This is a genomic window from Pseudomonas haemolytica (assembly GCF_009659625.1).
Lineage (GTDB): Bacteria > Pseudomonadota > Gammaproteobacteria > Pseudomonadales > Pseudomonadaceae > Aquipseudomonas > Aquipseudomonas haemolytica.
In genome coordinates this window covers 314,290-334,886 of the sequence record NZ_VOIW01000007.1, presented here as the reverse complement: position 1 = coordinate 334,886, position 20,597 = coordinate 314,290, and the positions used below count along the sequence as shown (strand labels likewise).

Annotated in this window: 13 protein-coding genes and 1 pseudogene; 5 read left to right on the top strand and 9 right to left on the bottom strand. The window is 60.2% G+C overall.

The window, feature by feature from the left end; all coding sequences use genetic code 11:
* Positions 1-339 precede the first annotated feature (339 nt).
* Positions 340-555 carry a cold-shock protein gene (locus FRT59_RS23220; protein WP_153839066.1) on the top strand — a complete coding sequence of 72 codons (216 nt, stop codon included), beginning with the start codon at positions 340-342 and terminating at the stop codon, positions 553-555.
* Positions 556-650: 95 nt separating this feature from the next.
* Complete coding sequence (locus FRT59_RS23215; RefSeq protein WP_153872486.1) at positions 651-1,139, top strand: RDD family protein; 489 nt, start codon at positions 651-653, stop codon at positions 1,137-1,139.
* A gap of 136 nt (positions 1,140-1,275) precedes the next feature.
* Here the strand turns inward: FRT59_RS23215 and nadA are convergent, their stop codons facing one another.
* Positions 1,276-2,334 (bottom strand): quinolinate synthase NadA, encoded by a 1,059-nt coding sequence (gene nadA, locus FRT59_RS23210; RefSeq protein WP_153872485.1) that lies wholly within the window; start codon positions 2,332-2,334, stop codon positions 1,276-1,278.
* A 480-nt stretch (positions 2,335-2,814) separates the two neighbouring features.
* Here nadA and FRT59_RS23205 point away from each other — a divergent pair, with 480 nt between their 5' ends.
* The 3 genes and pseudogenes from FRT59_RS23205 to FRT59_RS27600 all read left to right on the top strand — a co-directional run.
* Positions 2,815-4,530, top strand: a complete 1,716-nt coding sequence (locus FRT59_RS23205; RefSeq protein ID WP_198809828.1) for a ShlB/FhaC/HecB family hemolysin secretion/activation protein — start codon at positions 2,815-2,817, stop codon at positions 4,528-4,530.
* Between the two features lie 121 nt (positions 4,531-4,651).
* Positions 4,652-9,607 carry a hemagglutinin repeat-containing protein gene (locus tag FRT59_RS23200; protein ID WP_153872484.1) on the top strand — a complete coding sequence of 1,652 codons (4,956 nt, stop codon included), beginning with the start codon at positions 4,652-4,654 and terminating at the stop codon, positions 9,605-9,607.
* 32 nt (positions 9,608-9,639) lie between these two features.
* A pseudogene (locus tag FRT59_RS27600) lies at positions 9,640-9,726 on the top strand (outer membrane lipoprotein carrier protein LolA); the annotation flags it as partial.
* Positions 9,727-9,751: 25 nt separating this feature from the next.
* On the opposite strand, the gene FRT59_RS23195 reads toward FRT59_RS27600, so the two are convergent.
* The 8 genes from FRT59_RS23195 to FRT59_RS23160 all read right to left on the bottom strand — a co-directional run bounded on the left by FRT59_RS23195 (position 9,752) and on the right by FRT59_RS23160 (position 20,451).
* Positions 9,752-10,219, bottom strand: a complete 468-nt coding sequence (locus FRT59_RS23195; RefSeq protein WP_153872483.1) for an SRPBCC family protein — start codon at positions 10,217-10,219, stop codon at positions 9,752-9,754.
* Positions 10,220-10,238: 19 nt separating this feature from the next.
* Positions 10,239-13,715, bottom strand: a complete 3,477-nt coding sequence (locus FRT59_RS23190; RefSeq protein WP_153872482.1) for an amino acid adenylation domain-containing protein — start codon at positions 13,713-13,715, stop codon at positions 10,239-10,241.
* A 12-nt stretch (positions 13,716-13,727) separates the two neighbouring features.
* Complete coding sequence (locus FRT59_RS23185; RefSeq protein ID WP_034115751.1) at positions 13,728-14,657, bottom strand: diiron oxygenase; 930 nt, start codon at positions 14,655-14,657, stop codon at positions 13,728-13,730.
* A gap of 25 nt (positions 14,658-14,682) precedes the next feature.
* Complete coding sequence (locus FRT59_RS23180; protein WP_034115752.1) at positions 14,683-15,030, bottom strand: DUF4437 domain-containing protein; 348 nt, start codon at positions 15,028-15,030, stop codon at positions 14,683-14,685.
* A complete protein-coding gene (locus FRT59_RS23175) occupies positions 15,027-15,803 on the bottom strand; it encodes a DUF3050 domain-containing protein (protein WP_034115753.1) in 777 nt (258 codons plus the stop codon). Before FRT59_RS23175 ends, FRT59_RS23180 begins: the two co-directional genes overlap by 4 nt.
* A 448-nt stretch (positions 15,804-16,251) precedes the next feature.
* The gene (locus FRT59_RS23170; RefSeq protein WP_153872481.1) at positions 16,252-17,796 is read right to left on the bottom strand and encodes an MDR family MFS transporter; all 1,545 of its coding nucleotides are present in this window, start codon (positions 17,794-17,796) and stop codon (positions 16,252-16,254) included.
* Positions 17,789-18,961: an HlyD family secretion protein gene (locus FRT59_RS23165; RefSeq protein WP_034115755.1), complete on the bottom strand. Its 1,173-nt coding sequence runs from the start codon at positions 18,959-18,961 to the stop codon at positions 17,789-17,791. The genes FRT59_RS23170 and FRT59_RS23165 overlap by 8 nt, the downstream gene beginning before the upstream one ends.
* On the bottom strand, positions 18,958-20,451 hold the full coding sequence (locus FRT59_RS23160) for a TolC family protein (RefSeq protein WP_153872480.1): 1,494 nt from the start codon (positions 20,449-20,451) through the stop codon (positions 18,958-18,960). Before FRT59_RS23160 ends, FRT59_RS23165 begins: the two co-directional genes overlap by 4 nt.
* Positions 20,452-20,597: the final 146 nt, after the last annotated feature.

Sequence of the window (20,597 nt, the reverse complement as noted above, 5' to 3'; positions counted from 1 at the left end):
ACCGCCATAAAACAGTGCATTGTCGATAGTCTTCTCTATTGGAAAGTTTCTATAACAAGTGAACATCTCTATCGAATAAGCCACGCCCACCGACATTCAACAAAGTGTCATGACCCCAGCAAAACCTGGGGTTTTGTCAGGGCTTGTGTTTTTCATCTTAGTTGGCGTAGAGTTTGCCCACTGTGTTTGCATGGGTCGCTTGGAACCTGGACCTGGGCAGTAGCTGAAGTAGTTGTGCTACAACCCGTTCGACGTCTCTTACTTTCCTGCAACCCAGCCCAGTACTCTTTCATGTGAAAGGGGCTGTCATTAATTTCAAGCGTCAAAGGAAAGAAGAAAATGGCTGAACGTCAGAGCGGTCTCGTCAAGTGGTTTAACGACGAAAAAGGGTTTGGTTTTATCACTCCAGAAAGCGGCCCGGATCTGTTTGTGCATTTCCGCGCTATCCAGGGCAACGGCTTCAAGAGCCTCAAAGAAGGCCAGAAAGTGACCTTCATTGCTGTTCAAGGCCAGAAAGGCATGCAGGCTGACGAAGTACAAGCAGAGAACACCTGATCCTTCCTGCGACAAAAAGCCCCTGATATGACATCAGGGGCTTTTTTATGGGCGTTTGTCCGTAAAATGCTGCTTTTCCTCCAGAGAGCCCTGCCATGTCCAAGCACCTGCTAAGCCCCCAAGGCCAATACCCCGCCGTTGGCCTGGGCCGTCGCCTGGCAGCGATGTTCTACGACTTTCTGTTGTGCACGGCCCTGCTGATCGTCACAGCATTTGCCTACAAGCTGGTGTGGATCGCCTTCGTGGGCGAAGCGAAAATGCGCACGCTCACCGAGTCCGGTGCGCTGGACGGTGACCCGCTGCTGTCGACGATACTGTTGTTTGTGCTGTTTGGGTTCTTCGCCAAGTTCTGGACCCATTCCGGGCAAACTCTGGGTATGCAGGTGTGGGGTGTACGCGTGCAAAACGCCGACGGCTCGCGGATCAGCCTGTGGCAGGCGTTGTTGCGTTTTGTGGTGTCGATTGCGTCGTGGTTGTGTGTGGGGCTGGGGTTTATCTGGTCGTTGTTCGATAAACACAAACGCAGCTGGCATGACATCTATTCGGACACGCAGTTGGTACGGATCCCGAAGCAAAAGAAGTAACGCCCGGCCAAGTGGAGATCAAAAATGTGGGAGGGGGCTTGCTCGCGATGGCGGTGGGTCAGCCACAGATGTATTACTGACACGCCCTCATCGGGAGCAAGCCCCCTCCCACATTTGGAAAGTGTTCACACCTGGGTTATGCGTTGCCGGCCAGTTTGAGGCGAGCAGCCTGGGTGAAGTCCAGCATGCGCTTGAGCGGCCGCACCGCCTGCGGAATCACCGACGGCTCGACGAAGATCTCGTTGCTGCCCTCACGCAGACACTGCAACGTACGCTCCAGCGTATTCATCGCCATCCACGGGCAGTGCGCGCAACTGCGGCATGCCGCGCCGTTACCGGCGGTAGGGGCTTCAATGAAGACCTTGTCCGGGCACAACTGCTGCATCTTGTAGAAAATGCCGCGGTCGGTCGCAACGATAAAGGTCTTGTTCGGCAAGCGCTGCGCCGCGGCAATCAACTGGCTGGTGGAACCCACCGCGTCGGCCAGTTCGATGACCGAGGTCGGCGACTCCGGATGCACCAGGATTGCAGCGTCCGGGTACAGCGCCTTCATGTCTTCCAGCTGTTTGGACTTGAACTCTTCGTGGACGATGCAGGCTCCGTCCCACAGCAGCATGTCGGCGCCGGTCTGGCGCTGGATGTAGGTGCCCAGGTGTTTGTCCGGCCCCCAGATAATGGTCTCGCCGTTGTCCATCAGGCTTTCGACGATTTCCAGTGCGCAACTGGAGGTCACCACCCAGTCCGCCCGGGCTTTGACCGCCGCCGACGTGTTGGCATACACCACCACGGTGCGCTCGGGGTGTTGGTCACAGAACGCGGAAAACTCATCCACCGGGCAACCCAGGTCCAGGGAGCACGTAGCTTCCAGGGTCGGCATGAGGATGCGTTTTTCGGGGGTGAGGATCTTGGCAGTCTCGCCCATGAACCGCACACCGGCCACCAGTACGGTCTTGGCCGGGTGAGCGGCGCCGAAGCGGGCCATTTCCAGTGAGTCGGAAACACAGCCACCGGTTTCTTCGGCCAGGGCCTGAATCACTGGGTCGCAATAGAAGTGGGCAACCAGCACCGCATCCTGAGCTTTGAGCTCGGCGGCGATGGCGGTACGCAGGCTCGCCTCTTCGGCGGCGCCAAGCACCTTGGGCTGCTTGGCGTCGAGGTGGGCTTGAACCAGTAGGCGTTCGGAAATTTGCGTCATGTTCGCAAGACCTGCAGGCGCAGTAGCGCGAAAGTCGAGTGTACCACCGGCTCTGGAGCCCTTCGGGCGCCGCCGGATGAAGTGTTGGTATTCATCAAGCACGGGTAAAAGTGAGGCTGCGCAAGGCTACAGAATATCGAATGGATTCAAAAGCCAAATCTGGTGTGCCTGGACGCGCCTGTTGGGTGAATAACCCCACTTATAAACACAATGATTAAGCGCTTTAAATGCAACAATCAAAAAACATCTGCATCCCCCTCACCCCCTAAAATACGACACATGAGCTTACCACTCACGCATCACGCACCTATTTTGTGCGTTTTTTCCCTAAATAACGTGGTATTCCTCACGTTTTGTGCAATAAATCCCCCGCCCGTGTAACAAACCGTTTAATGATGACTCCAGTGTGGCAATACCCCTGGGCTGACGGTTTGGCCCAGGAAGCAAAGATCGTGTGTATTTCTACGTTAAGGATGTCGAGTGCCAAATCAGCCCTCAACCGGTCACCTGTGTTGTCTCCAGAAACTGGGCATCACCTTGCTCTGCCTGTGTGCGCTGCCAGTCGCTGCCGCAGACGGGCCTCAGCCAGGCCAGGAAGCATTGCGCTTGCAACAGCAACAGCAGCGCGACTTGCAGCAATTACAACTGGAGCAACGCCAGCGCCAGATGCAACGTGGCAGTTTCGGTACGCAACCGGTCACCCCAGCCTTGCCGAAGGACATCGCCCAAGATGAACGCTGCTGGCCGCTAAATGGCACGCGCCTGGCCGGGGTCACGCTGTTCAACCGTACCGAGCTGAACAAACGCATCGAGCCCTATGTGGCGCCTTGCATGGGCGTCACCCAGATCAACCGCCTGCTGGCGCAGATCACCCAGCTGTACGTCGAGGCCGGTTACATCGCCAGCCGGCCGTACCTGATCAGTGCACCGGCCGCCGGCCAACCGTTGGATATTCACGTCGAAGAAGGCTACCTCGAAGCCATTGAGCTGGCTGACCAGAGCCTGCCCGTGTCTTTAGGCGGGGCGTTTCCCGGGATGCTCGGCAAGCCGCTGAACCTGCGCGACCTGGAACAGGGCCTTGACCAGCTCAACCGCCTGCGCTCGGTCGACCTCACCGCCGATATCGCCCCCGGCAGCGAAGCCGGCGCCTCGCGCATCATTCTGCGCTCGCGCAGCAGTGCCTCGCGCTGGGCCCTGGGGCTTGGGGTGGATAACCTCGGCAGCGCCGGCACCGGGCGCGATCGCCATGCCATCAGCTTGAGCCTGGACAGCCCGCTGCAGCTTAACGATTCACTCAACCTGAGCTTCAGCGACACGCTCAACCATGGGCCGCGCTACAGCCGCAGCCATAGCCTGTTCTATTCCATCCCCTACGGCTACTGGACCTACAGCCTGTTCGCCAGCCATGCCGAATACCGCTCGCCGTTCAAGCTCAGCCGCACGACGCTTTACAACAGCGGCCGCACCGATCAAGTCAGCCTGCGCAGCGACCGGGTGTTGTGGCGCGACCAGGGCCATCAACTGAGCGCCAACCTGCAACTGGCCTACAAGGACGTCGACAGTTACCTGCAAAAGGCCCGCCTGAACATCCAGAGCCCGACGCTGACAGTCGCCGAAGCCGGCCTGAACCTGTTCTGGCTCAACAGCGCGGTGTGGAACCTGGACGTCAACTACGCCCAGGGCCTGACCTGGTTCGGCGCAGATCGCGATGCCGGCCAGGTGCAAAAAAACCGGCCCCAGGCGCAGTTCCACAAGTACCGCGCCAACCTCACCCAATGGCGCAACGGCCAATGGGCGGCACAACCGTGGCAGTGGCAGAGCCAGCTCTCGGTGCAATACAGCCCGGACGCCCTGCCCGCCATCGAACAACTGTTGGTCACCGACGACTCGGCGGTGCGCGGCTACCGCGAAAACAGCAGCTCCGGCGCGATGGGCGCGGTGTGGCGCAACACCTTGCGCCTGCCCCTCAACAGCGACTTGCCGGTGAAGATCACCCCGCGCCTGGGCCTGGACAACGGCTGGATCAAGCGCGAACACGGCGCCCAGAGCCAACGCCTGAGCGGCGCCAGCGCGGGGCTCAACCTGAGCTGGAAGAACGTGCAGCTGGACTTCGATTACCAACGCAACCTCAACACACCGTCAGGCTTTCGCCAGGAGCCGGAGGTCTGGCTGACACGCCTGAGCTTACAGATATAAGCCTGCAACTATGAACCAACACCTGTTTTAGCCTGAGTTAACCGCCGTACCTGAACCACCACAGCAGCGTTGCAACGAACAACGCACGTCGCGGATCAGCCAACACAGAGCGATATTATTTATGCCGACTATTCCCCACAGCTTTCACCTTTCTCCCCAGGGCAAACTGCGCTGGGCCATTGCCAGCCTGTTCCTGTTGCCGCAGCTTGTGCTCGCCGCAGGCGTGACCGTCGCCGAAGGGCCTGGCGGCACGCCGCAACTGCAAAACCAGGGTGGTGTGCCGATCGTCAACATCGTCGCGCCGAATGCCGGCGGCCTGTCCCATAACCAGTTTCTGGACTACAACGTCGACCGCCAGGGCCTGGTGTTGAACAACGCCTTGCAGGCCGACGTCTCCAAGCTCGCCGGGCAACTGGCGGCCAACCCGCAGTTCCAGGGCCAGGCGGCGAGCGTGATCCTCAACGAAGTGATCAGCCGCAACGCCTCGGCCCTCAACGGCGCCCAGGAGATTTTCGGCCAGGCTGCCGATTATGTGCTGGCCAACCCCAACGGCATTTCGGTGAATGGCGGCAGTTTCATCAACACCCCGAATGCCAACCTGGTAGTGGGCCGCCCTGAGCTCAACGACGGCAAACTGCAAGCCTTGAGCACCCGCGATGCCAACGGCCAACTGACGGTGCAAGGCCAGGGCCTGCAAAACCGCGAGGGTTCCATCAACCTGATCGCGCCGCGTATCGACAGCGATGGCAGCATCAGTGCCGGTAAACAGTTGAACCTCACAGTCGGGCGCAACCAGGTCGACTTCGCCAGCGGCCAAGTCAGCCAGGTAGACCCTGCCAGCAAGACCCAGGACCAGCGCATCGACGCACGCCTGTTCGGAGCGATGCTGGCCGGGCGCATCAATATCATCAGCACTGCCGAAGGCGCCGGTGTGCGCGTGGGCGGCGTGCAGGTGCAAGGCACTGACGGCGTGAAGATCAGTTCGGCCGGCGACCTCGATATCAGCGGCCAGGTCCACGCCAACAGCCTCGACGCCACCCGCGCCGGTGTGCAGAGCCGCCAGGGCGATGTCGACTTGCACAGTGCCAAGGACCTGAACCTGGCTGCCACCGACGTCAGCGGGCGCAACGTCAAACTCGATGCCAGCCGCAACCTGACCCTCAGCAGCCTGGAAAGCCGCAAGCTCCAGGAAAAACGCGAACAGTGGAACAACAGCAACTTCCTGTTCACCTACGAAACCTACGACCGCACCACGACCGACAAGGACTCGCGCCAGCACGGCAACCAGGTTGTCGCGCAACAAGATGCCGCGCTGTCGTCCGGCGCCAAGACCGAGATCAAAGCCAGTCACGTGGAAGCGGGCAACGCCTTGCGCGTCAACAGCGGCGCCGACCTGCAGGTAAACGCAGCCACCGAAACCCATGAAACCCGCGACCAGGGCAACCATCGCAAGCACCTGTGGAAAGCCAACTGGGACAAGTCCAGCAGCGAACAACGCAGCATCACCAGTAGCCTCAAGGCCGGCAACACGCTGGAGCTGACCAGCAAGCAAAAACTGCAATTGCAAGGCGCCGAACTGAAATCCCCAGGCGACATCCAGTTGGCTGGCCGCCAAGTGGAAATCGCCAGCGCCAGCCGTACCCAGAGCAGCAGCGACAACGCCTACTCCGGTGACCTGACAGGTGGCAGCTTCTTCGGCAAGAACGGCGACGGCAACCAAGGCAAGACCTTGAACACCGGCAGCAAGGTCAACGCCGACGGCAAGCTGATCGTCAAGGCTGACGACGTGCGCATCAGCGGCAGCCAGGCTCGAGGTGGCAAACAGGCCAGCGTCATCAGCGACAAAGGTTCACTGGTGATCGACGGCGTGCAGGACACCTCCCACGACAACCGCTACAGCAACGACAGCAAGTTCTTCGGCATCTCCAAGGATGAAAGCCGCAAGAACCTCAAAGACAGCACCGTTGTCGCCAGCAACCTGCGCTCGGACAGCAACCTCAAGCTGCAAAGCGCCAAGGACATCACCGTCAGCGGCTCGCAGGTGTCTGCCGCCGGCGAACTGCAGGCGGATGCCAAAGGCGATATCAAGGTGGTTGCGGCTGAAGACACCCGCCATGACACCACCAGCACGCATACCCGTGGCTTCGACGGCTACGCCAAGGAAACCGCCGACGGCAGCCGTCAGTACCGTGCGGGGGTGAGCTATGAAGACCAGCAGCAAACCCGCAAGACCGACACCACCCGGCAGCAGGCTTCCGGCCTTGAAGGCGGCAGTGTGGTGGTCAACGCCGGTGGCGATGTGAGCATCAAGGGTTCCAACGTCAAGGCAACCCAGGGTGATGCCAGCTTGAGCGGCAAAAATGTCGAGCTGTTGGCGGCCGACGACAGCAGTACCCAAGCCGTCGACAAGACCACCACCGGCGGTAGCTTCTACTACACCGGCGGCCTTGATCGAGCTGGCAACGGTGTGCAACTCAGCCACCAGAGCAGCCAGGACACCAGCAGCAAAACTACCGCGCACACCAGCACCGTGGCAGCGGCCGGCAAGCTGACCATCAACGCCGGCAACACCCTCACCAGCCAGGGCGCGCAGGTAAAGGCTGGCTCCGAGTTGCTGGTCAATGCAGGCCAGATCGACAACCAGGCAGCCCATTCCACCGAAACCAGCACCCACAAGGAAAACGGCTGGACCGCCGATGTCGGCGCCAATGTGGAATACAAAGGCATCACCCGCCCGATCGAAAAAGCCGTCGAAGGCGTGGCCCAGGCCAAATTCCATCAGCCGGGCCTGCTGGACGCGTTCGAGCAGCCCAATGTCGGGCTGGATGTGGAAGTCGGGCATACCAACAAGACCCGCACACAACAGGACAGCACGGCGGTGGTCAGCCAGTTCAGTGGTGCCACGGTGCAGGTCGATAGCGCCGGCAAGTTGCAGGATGAAGGCACTCAATACCGGGCCACCGATGGCGGGTTGAAGATCAATGCTGGCGAGCATATCGCCACGGCCGCCGCCAATACCCACAGCAGCAGTGAGCAAGGCGTGGACGCCAAAGTCGGCGTGCGGGTCTACACCACTACCGGTGAAGACGTGAACGTACGCGGCAGCGGTGCAGGCGGTAGCAGTGATGTACGCGAATCCAGCAGCACGGCGGTAGTCGGCAGCTACGCGGGCACTCAAGGCGTGAACATCGAGACCAAGGGCGATGCGCGTTACGAAGGTAGCCAGTTCAATGGCGGCCAGGCGGGCGTCAATCTCAAGGCTGGTGGTGAGTTGGCGCTCAACCAGGCCAACGACACACAAAGCAAAAACAGCAGTACCTTGCGCGGCAACGCGTCATTGACCGTGGGCACCGCGCCGGGCGCCAATGGTACCAACGTCAACCTCGGGGCCGGCGTGCAACTGGATAACAAACGCCTGGACACCCAGGACAGCCAGGCCCGCGTCGCGACCATTCAGGGCAGCGGGCCGATCCAGCTCAGCAGCGGCGGCGACATGACCCTGCAAGGCACCCAGATCGGCACCGCCAGCGCCAAGACCGGCGATATCAGCCTCAATGCTGGCGGCAAGCTCGACCTGCAAGCCGCCACCGACAGCCACGTCAGCAACGGTAGCAACCTGGGCGGCGGCCTGGCTGCCGGCGCCGGCAAGACCAGCAGTGCCGAAAGCAGCAGCAAGACCGGCAGCCTCAGTGCCAATTTCAACATCGGCAAAGTGGCGGAAAATGACCAGGGCGTTGTGGTCGGGCAGTTGCACAGCAACGGTAAGGTCAGCCTCACCAGCGGCGCCAAGGCAGCCGATGCCGTTCACCTGCAAGGTACCCAGGTCACGGCTGCCAGCGTCAGTCTCGACGCGCAGAACGGCGGCATCCTGCAAGAGTCCGCGCAGTCGACCCAGGCCCATGACAGCTGGGGCGTAACCCTGGGCGCAGGCGGCAGCGGCGGCAAGACCACTTTGGCCGATGCCGGTGAGCACGACACACCCAAGACCCAGCACGGCATCAATGCGCGGGCCAAGGTCGACGTGGACCACCTGCAAGGCACCACCCAGCACGACAGCCTGATCAAGGCCGACAACGTGGTCATCAACAGTGCCGGCGATACTCATCTGGCGGGCGCACGCATCGACGCCAAGCAGGTGACCGGCAAGGTTGGCGGCGACCTCGTTGTCGAGAGCCGCAAGGACCAGGTCAACAGCACCCAGGTCAATGTCGATGCCAGGCTGGATGTCGAGAAAAACCAGCCAGGCGTGGTCGATAAACTCGCCAAGACCACCGGCCCGCTCAAAGACACAGTAAAAGCCAAGGCCGAAGGCGCGTTCGACAAGCATCGCGACAAGCTGGAGAACGTCGTCGACAAAGGCACCGCGCACCTGGCCTCAGCCAAGGACAAGGTGGTCAACAGCGCCGTCAATGCCAAGGAGCGCCTGGAGGAAAAATTCACCCGCAGCGGTAGCTACGACGTGAATCCCGAGCCCCGTGGCGCCTTCGGCTCTCGCGTGGACAAGGCCAAAACCTACCTGGCAGAGAAGAAGGAGGCCCTCGGCACGCGCTTGTCAGGCTTCAAGGATAAGGTCTGGCCAAAAACCAGCGACAGCTATGTCGTCAGCGGCAAAAACACCACCGGCAGTTCGGTGGCCAATACCGCCGAAAGCGTGTTGTTCGGTGACAAGAGCGGCAACACCAACTACACCCCGACCCTGTATCTGGATGTCAGCCATGTGGCCAAGGACAGCGTCGCCCAGGCCTCAGGCATTCGCGGCAGCCAAGGCGTCAACCTGCAGGTGAGTGGTGATACGCGCCTCACGGGTGCGCGAATCAGCGCCGAGCATGGCAAGGTCGACCTGGGAGACTCCAAGGTGACGGCCACGACATTGGCCGGCAGCGACTATCGTGCCGATGTCGGGCTGAACGTATCGAAATCACCGGTCAACCTGGCACTGGGGGCCAAGGACGAACTGACCCAGAAACATGACGACGCCACGCGCAAGGATCAAGCCTTCAACCTGGGGCTGCTGCGAGCGGGTGGGCACAGTGAGAGCCAAGCCTTGCAGGCGGGGATTGATCAGGGCATTAACTAAAGGGTAATGCCCACCCCTCTGTAGGAGCGAGCTTGCTCGCGAAGAACGTTAACGATGACGCTGGCATGCTTGGAGTACGCGGCGCCCTCAGGTTTTTCGCGAGCAAGCTCGCTCCTACACAGGCATTGCAGCCTGCGCGTTAGGTCAGTTGAAGAGCGCCTGTACGTTCTTCATTGCATCATCGGCAAAGCCTTGCAGGAATGCCTCGAACGCCGGCACGTCTTCCTTGCCGCCGGTGTAGGGCTGGCCAATGATGGTCCAGGTCGCCAGGCTCCGGTTCTCGCCTTGGGGAACGACTTCCATCACGGCCCACAGGTTGCCGATATTCAGTGAGGTATAAATCAGTGACCACGTCATGTTCATGGCTTGGTCGTCATGGGTATTGAGTTGCTCAATCACCACATTGCCATCCTTGAACAGTTTCTTGCGTACCGAACGTATGCCCTCGCCGGTCATTTCGATATGGGACAACGCAGGAATAAACTTCGCGAAACCGGCGAAATCTCCGACGATCTTCCACACGCTGCGGGCATCGCCATTCACGGTCACGCTGGCGACAACAGGGTTGCCCACGGGGTTGCGGACCAGGGTATCGGGTTCAAAATGTGGCATGAGAAAGCTCCTTTTTTGTTCAGATAAAATCGATTTGCTTGAGGTAGTCACAGCCTTTTTGCAGCAGCGCACTGTTCTTGGCCGGGTAGTCTTCACCCATGCTCTGGATGCCTGAGAGCGCATTGCGGTACTCGATCATCGAGATATCGCCGATGTCTTCTTCAAACCCATTGAGGTAGAACCCGACCACGCCGAACAGCGCGTTATCACTGTCGATGGCCGACAGGCGTTGCTGCCATTGCGTCACCGGGACCATCTGGAAATCGTGACCGGCCGCGCGGAACGCCTCCAGATAGTGGGCCCAGGTCAAAGGCAGCGGGTTGTGCAAGTTGAACACCGCCTTGGCGCGGTTATGGCGGCTGGCGTGAAACGCGATAAAGCGGGCAAGAAAGTCCACCGGCATCAGGTCGAAGTTGAGCGCCAGTTCGGGCACCTCCTTAAGCTGCAAGGAGCCTTTGAGCATCAACATCAAACGGTTCTGATGTGGCTGGCACACGCCGGTACGCGTATTGAAGGCAATGTTTCCCGGGCGGTAGAGGTTGACCCAGACGCCCGACTCACTGGCGTTCCACAAGATGCGCTCAGCCACCCACTTGGAAAGGTTGTAACCATTGCGAATGTAGATCGGCGGCGTGAATGCCGGCGGCTCTTCCAACACCCGGCCCTGTTCATCCACCGTGCTTGACGCAGACAGAGTGGAAATGAAGTTGAAAATCTTCTTGCTGCGCCCTTCACACAGTTGCAGACATTCCAGCACTGGCGTGACGTTGTCCTTGACCAGCGACTCGTAGTCGAGCACGTGGTTGACGTTGGCCGCGTTATAGATCAACACGCCGTATTCACGGTCCAGCCATTCATAGTCATGCTCGGATAAACCCAGGCGCGGCTTGCTGATATCGGCCGCCAGTACCTTTACCCGGCTCAGGTCCAAATGCTCGAGACGGTTCTGGATCAGCGCATCCTCGAACCGCTGCTGGGCAGTCATCCCGCCCGACTCGCGCACCAGGCAAGCCACTTCAGTGCTGCCCAGTTCCAGCAGTGCCTCGACAATATGCACGCCCAGAAACCCATTGGAACCGGTCACGATGACCTTGTGTATGTTGCCCAGCCGACTGATGGGCAGCACATCCAGCTCAGGTCGCAGCATCGCGTCTTGCAGTGCCTGGGGGCTGACCGTTGCAGTGGCCTCGACGTCCTGGTCTATCAGGTTGGCGAGGTTGACCAAGGTCGGTTGCTCAATAAAGCGGTTGATCGACACCCCTTTGCCGAATGCCTCGCGAATCCCCATGAGCATCTGCGACAACAGGATCGAATGGCCGCCCAGGTTAAAGAAACTGTCGTCCACGGAAATGTCCGGCCCGGGCAAGTCGAGCAGCTTGGACCACAGGTCCAGCAACTGCGCCTGGGTGGCATTCTGAGGGGCCAGGCGCGGGCCTTGGGTCTTGTAGTTGACCGGCAGGTCTTTCAAGGCTTTGCGGTCGACCTTGCCATTGGCCGTGGCCGGCAACCGCTCCAGCAGGCAATAGGCGCTTGGCCGCATGTAGTCGGGCAAATGCTTGAGCGCGTAAGCCTGCAACTGTTCACTGGCCGCTTGGCCCTCGCCACTTTGAGGCTGGGAGAAAAACGCCAGGATGCGGCGCTGGTGATCGATGACCACCGCCAGTTGCCGGAACAACTGACTCGATTGCAGCAGGTGTTCGATTTCTTCTGGCTCGACCCGAAAGCCGCGAATCTTCACCTGGTTATCCAGGCGCCCGATAATCTGGATACCCTCCTGGGTCCACCGCGCCAGGTCGCCGGTACGGTAGAGGCGTGCAAGCTGGCCGTCGGGCAATTCGTGCAGCCGATATCGCTCGGCAGTCATTTGCACAGCGCCCAGGTAGCCGGCCCCCACCCCTGGCCCTTCAATGTGGATCTCACCGCTGTCGCTTTCGCCAACCGGTTGGCCGTGCTCATCGAGCAGGTGGATTGAGGTATTGGCAATCGGCACACCCAGGTTGCGATTGTTGTCCCCCGGCTGGAAGGTGCGGCAGGTGGCGAGCACCGTGGTCTCGGTGGGCCCGTAGATGTTGTGCAGGGCACAGTGGCCCACCAGTTGTTCGATCACATGGGGCTCGCACACATCGCCGCCCGTTACCAGATGCTGCATGCCGTAGAGCGATTCGAGCTGGATGATGCTGAGCAGGGCCGGCGGCAAAAAGGCGTGGGTGACGTGCTCCTGCTGGATCAACTCGGCAAGCGCCACCGGATCGCGGCGCTGGTCTTCGGTCGGCACGATCAACTCGCCGCCCTCGATAAGCGTCGGGAAGATATCCAGCAACGAAGCATCGAAATTGATGGTCGAGAACTGCAAGGCACGGCTGGTGTGGCCCAGTTCCACATAGCGTGAATACCACGCACAGAAGTGGCTCAAGTTATCGACCGTCAGCAGCACGCCCTTGGGTTGCCCGGTGGTGCCCGAGGTGTAGATCGCCACGCAGGGCGCCGAACCCGCCAATGTAACGCGCAGCAGACTCTGGTCCGGTGCCAGGGCTACCCGGCTATAACCCTTGGCACCATGGTGGAAGAAATCCAGATGGCCGATGTCGAGGGTGGCCAGGCCCGGTAGCGGGTTACCCGCCTCCGTATCCTGGATCAGCAAGCTGGCGCCGGCATGCTTGAGGATGGCCGCGCGACGTTCGACAGGATGGCTCGGGTCCAACGGCAGATACACAGCACCGCAGCCAATCACCGCGAGAATCGCTGCATACAGCGCCGTGCCCTTGGGCAATGAGATGCCGACCACCACCAGCCCACCCGCGGACACTTCAAGCAATGGCTGCAAGCGTTCCTGAATCGCCACGCTGTAGGCGTGCAGTTGGGCGTAGGACATACCCCGCCCTTGTACTTTCAGGGCGTTGCGCTCGGCATTGGCCAGCAGGCTGTCGGCCAGGCGTTGTACAAAGGGGCGTTTGGCCTCTTCCAGAATCCCGGCATTGGCGGTCGCATTGTGACGATGACGCCACGCCAGACGGTCCAGCAGGGTCAGGCTCGACAGCCGGTCAATCGCCTGCACCGGCTCACGCGGTACATCAAGGTAGTCGACGCTGCGCGAAAAACGGCCGATGTGCACACTGGCCATTTCTACCACTTGCGCTACAGCTTCGCGTGCCAGGTCAGCACCGTTGCCCGCAGCGTTGGCGCAGACGTCACGATGCCCCAGCAGCATCCAGTCGCCATCGCCAGGTCGCCACAGGCAATCGACCTGCACGGGCGCAAAGACATCGCTGGCATCGCCGGACTGCGCCCGCAAAGACAGGTGGTGACACGACGGATAATGCGGGAGTTGCGCCGTGCTGGCGTCGTCTATCAGCAAGTCCGGCGCCGGTAACCGGCAAAGATCAATGGCGTTATCACTGGTTAACAAATGGGCCGTATGCCCCATCTGTTCCAGCTCTTGCGTAAGGCAGGCGAGCGCATGGCTGCGCCCGCACAGAACGATATCAAGATGTCTCATTGAAGGTGTCCTCTAGCGCAGATAATCGGCGAGCGCTTCCTGCATGCAGGGAGCGTCGAGCAGGGCGCTGTGTTTGAAGAATCGGACGATGTTGCCTACCAGTGGGTGAGACGGCGTGATCGGAAAACTCATGCCTTCGACCTCCTCACGCAACGCCGCCTTGACGCCGGGGCTCACGGGCAGTTGCTCGATCAGCGCGAAATCAAACCCCTGCTGGATCTCGTTGGTCAGGTACTCACCCAGGAACACCGGCATGATCGAGGCCAGGGCACGCTTGTCCTCCTCACTCGCGGTACTCCAGTAAATACGCGTCAACTTGGCCCAGAAACCGGAGTGTCGACCCTCGTCAGCCAGGTGGTCTGCCATCAAGCCCTTGACCGATGCCTTGACCGAGTCGTCGCGGGCAAAGGCCGCGACATCGTTGGTCAGGGTGTTTTCCGCGATGGCGACACAGATCAGCTCGACCGCCGCCTTGAGGTGGTCGGGCGCCATGGCCAATGCCTTGGGAATCGACCGACTGAGTTCGATTTCCGCCGGCAAGCTGATGGGTTGGATTCCGGTCAGCTCGATGGTCTGTTGCATGTAGTCCATCGCCACCAGCGCGTGATAGTCCTCATCGACCACCACGGTCATCGCGTCATATCGACAGGCAAACGGGAAGCGGATGGCGAAGTTATCTTTCGCAATGCTCCTGGCGGTTTTGTCGACAATTTCCGTTTCGAAAATCACTACATCATTAATGAACTTGTACAAGCTTTGAACGAGCACAAAATGTTGTAAGTGAGCACACTCCCGCATAAAGGTCGCGCCCATTACCAGCGGCTGGCGACTGATCGGGAATATTAACTTCCCATCATCTTCCAGACGCCGCCTGGGACGCGTGCGAATGGTCGCCCGCTCCTCCCACGCCTCGGAAAATGATTGATATTCTTCAGCTCTCATGAAGCGTTCCCTTTGTTCATGATGATCAGTAGTAGTGCACTTCAAACAACAGACATCCGTCTTTTGAATTAAACGGACCGTGCTCGGTATGTGCAGCCCTGAAGAAGTAACTGCCGTCGCGGTAGGTTTTCTCTGGGCGCCCCTCACTGGCCTGTTCAGTCTGGTCGCCTTCAATCAAATACACTTCTTCGTGATAATCGTGGGTGTAGATTTCACGGGTGCCGCCCCCTGGATGAAAACGTACCAACCGCGTACGTACACCGGTTTTGGCAATGGGGTCCAAAGTGTCCTTGAAGACGGTCAGGGTGATGCCGCGTTCAGACGTCACCTCGAACCATTGAGCCTGGTCGGCCTCGATGACTTCGAAGTTCATGCCACACACTCACTGACTGTTTCACGCATGGCCACGCGCAGGTTGTCCCACAACGCCAAGCGGCTTTGCACCGCCGCGATGGCCGATACATAGACCTCTTCCTGACGCTGGGGATCGCCATTGACCAGGCGCGCCAACAGGCTTTCTGCCGCTGGGCCGTGATCTTCCGAGTCGACTTCGATGTGGCGTTGCAGGTAATAGCGGAACGTTGGCGCGTCGTCGGCCGTGATGTCCCAATCATCGAGAATGCGCTGGAACATCTCCGGGATGACGCTCTCGCGGCCATGCAGGAACGCGGCAGCAACACTGTGGGTGGAGGCGTTAATGGCGGTTTCGATGGTGTCGGTGACAAAGGCCGAGGCTGCCAGGCCCGCGCCGCAACGCGTCAGGGCAGATTGCAAGTCGACGCCTTCGCGCATCAGTTTGACAAAGTATTCGATCTTGTCGGTGCTGGCGCCCACTTCCCGCATGGCATGCAAGTAGAGCTCGAAGTGGCTGTAGTGACCGCCTTGCAAGTTCTGGTCAGACTCTTCGCCCAGGATGATTTCGTTGATCAGGTGCGCGGCAGCCGGATCCACCGGTGGTAGCCAAGGCAGGCGAGTACAGGTCAGGTCCTGTTGCAGGCGCTTGGCCAGGGACATGAAATCCCACACGGCAAACACATGGGTCTCCATAAAGGCGCGCAGCACCGGCATTGAATTGATTTCAGCAAAAATCCGGTGATTACCCAGTTCCACTTTCTTTGCATTCAACAGCGTCTTTTTATTTTCCATGTTGCGCTCCTTATCAGACTTTAGTTAGCACCGACCACCTGGCAAATACCGGCTGATCTTTTTCCAGGCATAAGCAGGCCTGTCTCGCCATCGACGGCCAGTGCTAAGTCTTATTCAAGTTAGTTATACGCTTAAGCTTCGTTAGCACGAAAGGTCTGCCGTCGAAGCAAGACGAAACTTAGAGGAAGTTCATAACGATCAGCAAGTGTTTTTTCTAAAATTAATACAATTTATTTCCACGCTATAAAACAACCAACAACAGAAGCCCGACCGAAGTTAATAACATCAACTTCGTCAGGCAATAGTTGGCCGACACCCCCAATGGAGTGCACATAACCTTTATGTAGTTGCTAAGTTAGCAATTCATGAGTCTATTAAGAGTCTTACCATTCAAGTTCCGTCTTGCAGCTGACAAGAGCCCGCGCACTGCCTGCGGGCCATAATGGTTTCAGTTCTTTGCTTGTTGTCGTAATGCCAAGGCCGCTACACCACACAAGATCAAGGCGATACAGGACACGTAGAACGCATCGCTGTAGGCCATCAGGTACGCCTCACGGCGCACGGTGTGGATCAACCCCTCAAGGACCTGCTGTTGAGCGGGTAACAATTGGTTGAAGATAAAATCCTCGCTGTCGGCCATGCCGGCACGCAGGCGCTCCTGCAAGGACGGAGAAAACAAGGTGATCGACTCCCCTACCCGCTCGGAGTGAAAGCGCTCGCGCATGGCGACGATCTGCGTCAAGCCCGCAGTGCCCACGGCACCGCCCAGGTTACGCAGCATGGAGAACAAGGCAGAGGCGGAACCGGCTTCATCCTTGGCCAGGCCAGACACCGCCAGCACCGACAACGCCACCATGATCAGCGGCTGTCCGATACCGCGCACCACCGTGGAAGGAATGATCACGTTGGCGGCGCTATCAACATTCAGGTGCGCGCCGAGGTAGCAGCCCAGCGCCATGATGAAAAAGCCGCTGGCGACCATCAGTTTCGGGTTGAGCCACTTCATCAGGCGCGGCATGAACGGCGCCAGCACCAGCTGCACCATGCCGTAGGCGATCAGGCTGATACCAATTTCCCGGGCGTTATAGCCCTGCAACTGGGAAAGGTAATTGGGCACCAGGAACACCAGGCCGAACGTAGCTCCGCCGAAAATGAACATCGCCGCACTGGCCACCCCGAAGTTGTAGCTCTTGAGCAGGCGCAGGTTGATGAAGGAGCGGCTGCCATACAGCTGCGACAGCACGAAGTACACCAGGGCAATGCCGGCGACCAGTGACATCCACACAATGAAATCGGAGCCGAACCAGTCCTTGCGCCCGCCTTCCTCCAGCACGATCTGCAAACCGCCCAGGCCGACGATCATGGCAATGATTCCGCCCCAGTCGCCGCGTTTGAGCAGGCTCAACTGCATGGGCTTGGCATCGATGGACCACGCCACCGCCAGCAGCAAGAGAATGCCTGGGGCCAGTTGCAGGTAGAAAATCCAGCGCCAGGAATAGGCATCGGTCAGCCAGCCGCCAATGGACGGTCCGGCGGCCTGGGCAACGCTGTTGGACAAGGCGAACAAGGCCATGCCCATTGCAATCTTGCTGGGCGGCAGCTCGGTGATGATCAACTGGAATGACAAGGGGATCAGCACCGCGCCGGCGGCGCCCTGGATCACCCGGATGATGATCATCACTTCCAGGTTGGGCGCCCAGGAACAGGCAATGGACGCCACTAGAAACACAAACGAACCGACGAGCATCACCCGGCGCAGGGAGAACACTTGGACCAGCCAGGCGGTCAGCGGAATCATCACGATCTCCGCAACCAGGTAGGCGGTGGAGATCCACGAGCCTTCCTCGAAGGTCGCCCCCAGGGAACCTTCGATTTCCGGCAACGCGGCGCTAGTCACATGCACGTTCATACCGGCCATGAAACAGCCGAACAGCCCCCCGATCACGGCCACCCAGGCGCGAAAGGAAACGCTTTTTTCAGCGGCTTCAGTCATGTGCAACGCCCTGGGCAGCGGGCCGGGTATCCACGGTGGTGATCACCGACATGCCCGGCAGGATAGGCCCGCCCTCATCATGCTCATCGATGACGATCTTCACCGGGAAGCGCTGCACGATCTTGGTGAAGTTGCCGGTGGCGTTGTCCGACGGCAACAGCGCGAACACCGCCCCGGAACCTGGCGAAAAACTCACCACGTGGCCTTTGAGCTTGCGTCCCGAATAGCTGTCAACGCTGATGTCCACGGGTTGGCCGGCACGCATGTCGCGCAACTGGGTTTCCTTGTAGTTGGCCACCACGTAGGCCTGTTGCAAGGGCACCACCGCCAGCAGCGGCAAGCCGGGCGCGACATATTGGCGGGTACGCACTTTGCGCTGCCCCACCACCCCGTCGATGGGCGAACGGATCAACGTATCCTCCAGCGCGTGGGTCGCCAGGTTCAACTGCGCCTCGGCCTGGCTGCGCCGGGCAATCTGCTGTTGAAGCGAGGCTTCGGCCAATTGGCGCCGGGTAATGGCGACGGTCAGCCGCGTTTCCTGTTGGCGCTGCATCGCCTTGGCAATTTCCACGGCGGCATTGGCCTGGGTGTAGCTGGCGGCAGCGGTTTCCAGACGCTGGGCGCTGGCGGCGTGCTCGCGGACCAGGCCTTCGTAACGGCGCTGGTCGAGGCTGGCGCGGCGCAACTCGGCACCGACGCTGCGGGAGTGGGCCTCAGCTTGGGCGACGCCGGCCTTTTGCTGGGCGATCAGGCTGTCGGTAACTTGCAGGTTGGCCTGTTGCGCCGCCACCGAGGCTTGGGTTTCGGCCAGTTGCGCGCGGGCCTGCGCCAAGCGTGCCTGGTAGTCACGGTCCTCGATGCGCACCAGCACATCCCCAGCCTTGACCGGCTGATCATCCTCCACCATGACCTGGGCCACATACCCGGAGACCTTCGGGCTGATGGGAATCCAGTCGGCACGCACATAGGCATCATCGGTCTCTTCCAGGTAACGACCCACTGTCATCCAGTACACCCCGAACACCACCGCCGCGATCAACAGTGCGGCGCCGCCCAACAGGATCAGATTGCGTTTGTGGCGTTGCTTGCGCGCATGCATGAGTTGCTCGACCACATTCTCCTGCTCGTCCTGGAAAGCGGTTTTTTCATCAACGGCGATATTCATGGCTGGGTACCGGAAAAAGAGGTGGAAGCGTGGGCGACCGGGGTATTGGCGGAGGCGGACTGCCAACCGCCGCCAAGGGCACGAAACAGGCTGATCTGGCGTTGCAGCAACTGGCCATCAGCGTCGGCGCGCGTGGCCTGCAAACGGATCAGCTCACGTTCGCTGTCCAGCACGTCAAGAAAGTCGATTGAGCCTGCGTCGTAGTTGAATTGGGCCAACTTGTAAGCGTGGCGGCTGCTGTCCAGCGCCTGGCTCAGGGCCGCGTGGCGCTGCCGTTCGCCGTCATACAACGCCAGCGCCTGGCGTACATCCTTGAGGGCCTTGAGTACGCTGGCCTCGAATTGCGCCACCTCCACCTGCTCGAGCGCCCGCGCCTGGTTGACCCGCGCGCGGTTGGCTTTCCAGTTCGGAAATTGCCAGGTAATCAGCGGGCCGATGCCGAACATGACGGCGCTGCTGTCCCCCAGTTCATGGGGTTTATTGGCGGACGAAGACACTGAAGCGCCGAAGGTCACCTTCGGGTACAGGTCGGCCTGGACGATATCCACTTGCAGCGTGGCCGCCTGCAGCGCTCGCTCGGCCTGACGGATGTCGGGGCGGCGCGCCAATAATTGCCAGCCATCGCCCACCGGCAGTTCGGCATTCAGTTGCGGCACCACCTCACAGGTCGCGGCGCCAGAGCCTTGTTCCAGGTCGGCGACGCCGGTGAGCATCGCCAGCTCGTACAGCGCAGCTTGCCGGCGCGCCTCCAGCATCGGCAGCAAGGCCAGGGTTTCGCCCTGCAACGCCTGCATGCGGGTGTATTCAAGGTCCGTCACCACACCGGCCTTACGCTGGCGATCGGTCAACGCCAGGCTGTGGCCGACCACGTCCAACGAATGCCGCTGGACCTTGGCGCGTGCGCCCAAGGCGCAAGCATTGACATAGGCGCGGGTGGTTTGTGCCACGACCGTGATGCGCAACAGGTCTTCGGCGTCCTGCGCTGCTGCGGCTTGCACCTGAGCCCGTTCGATGGTGCGCTGGACCTGGCCCCAGACATCCACTTGATACGCCAGCTCGAAGCCCGGGTTGAACGCCCACTGTGACGGAGCATGACTATCGGTGGCCTTGGCCAGGGTCTGATCATCGGCGGTCTTGCCGTACTCGGCGCCCAGTGACGCCTGGGTGGACGGCCAGCGCTCGGCATCGGCCTGCATGATCCCGGCCAGCATGGATTGCACATGGGCCTGGGCCGCCGCCAAGTCGCGGTTGTGCAGCAACGCCTGCTGCACCAGCGCATCGAGTTTCGGATCGTTGTACAACTGCCACCAGCGCTCGGGTAACGCTTGGGCCGAAACACCTTGCGGCAGGCGGCTCAGGGCATTGATGCGTTCCGGGTGTGGCTGTGCCGGCGTATGAGCGACCCAGGACGAACAACCCGCCAACAACACCACCGCCACGCCAACGAGCGAAAGACGGCCATGCCGTGGGGAAAAAGAAGGCGAACCCATCGAAGAAATCCAGAATGCCAAGTAGAGACGCAGGGTAAAAGAGCAACGGGCTGCGCATCTCCCGAGTTCCAGACAACCATCGTTTCGATTGGGACAACGTGTCTGCGATCGCTCTGGATCAAGGGCCCCATACGCCGGGCAGGCAA

What these genes read in the sequence shown, in the direction of transcription:
- FRT59_RS23165 (WP_034115755.1), bottom strand. Translation starts at nt 18,961, where the DNA reads ATGAATATCGCCGTTGATGAAAAAACCGCTTTCCAGGACGAGCAGGAG.
- FRT59_RS23195 (WP_153872483.1), bottom strand. Translation starts at nt 10,219, where the DNA reads ATGCCACATTTTGAACCCGATACCCTGGTCCGCAACCCCGTGGGCAAC.
- FRT59_RS23215 (WP_153872486.1), top strand. Translation starts at nt 651, where the DNA reads ATGTCCAAGCACCTGCTAAGCCCCCAAGGCCAATACCCCGCCGTTGGC.
- FRT59_RS23180 (WP_034115752.1), bottom strand. Translation starts at nt 15,030, where the DNA reads ATGAACTTCGAAGTCATCGAGGCCGACCAGGCTCAATGGTTCGAGGTG.
- FRT59_RS23160 (WP_153872480.1), bottom strand. Translation starts at nt 20,451, where the DNA reads ATGGGTTCGCCTTCTTTTTCCCCACGGCATGGCCGTCTTTCGCTCGTT.
- FRT59_RS23170 (WP_153872481.1), bottom strand. Translation starts at nt 17,796, where the DNA reads ATGACTGAAGCCGCTGAAAAAAGCGTTTCCTTTCGCGCCTGGGTGGCC.
- FRT59_RS23185 (WP_034115751.1), bottom strand. Translation starts at nt 14,657, where the DNA reads ATGAGAGCTGAAGAATATCAATCATTTTCCGAGGCGTGGGAGGAGCGG.
- FRT59_RS23220 (WP_153839066.1), top strand. Translation starts at nt 340, where the DNA reads ATGGCTGAACGTCAGAGCGGTCTCGTCAAGTGGTTTAACGACGAAAAA.
- FRT59_RS23200 (WP_153872484.1), top strand. Translation starts at nt 4,652, where the DNA reads ATGCCGACTATTCCCCACAGCTTTCACCTTTCTCCCCAGGGCAAACTG.
- nadA (WP_153872485.1), bottom strand. Translation starts at nt 2,334, where the DNA reads ATGACGCAAATTTCCGAACGCCTACTGGTTCAAGCCCACCTCGACGCC.
- FRT59_RS23190 (WP_153872482.1), bottom strand. Translation starts at nt 13,715, where the DNA reads ATGAGACATCTTGATATCGTTCTGTGCGGGCGCAGCCATGCGCTCGCC.
- FRT59_RS23175 (WP_034115753.1), bottom strand. Translation starts at nt 15,803, where the DNA reads ATGGAAAATAAAAAGACGCTGTTGAATGCAAAGAAAGTGGAACTGGGT.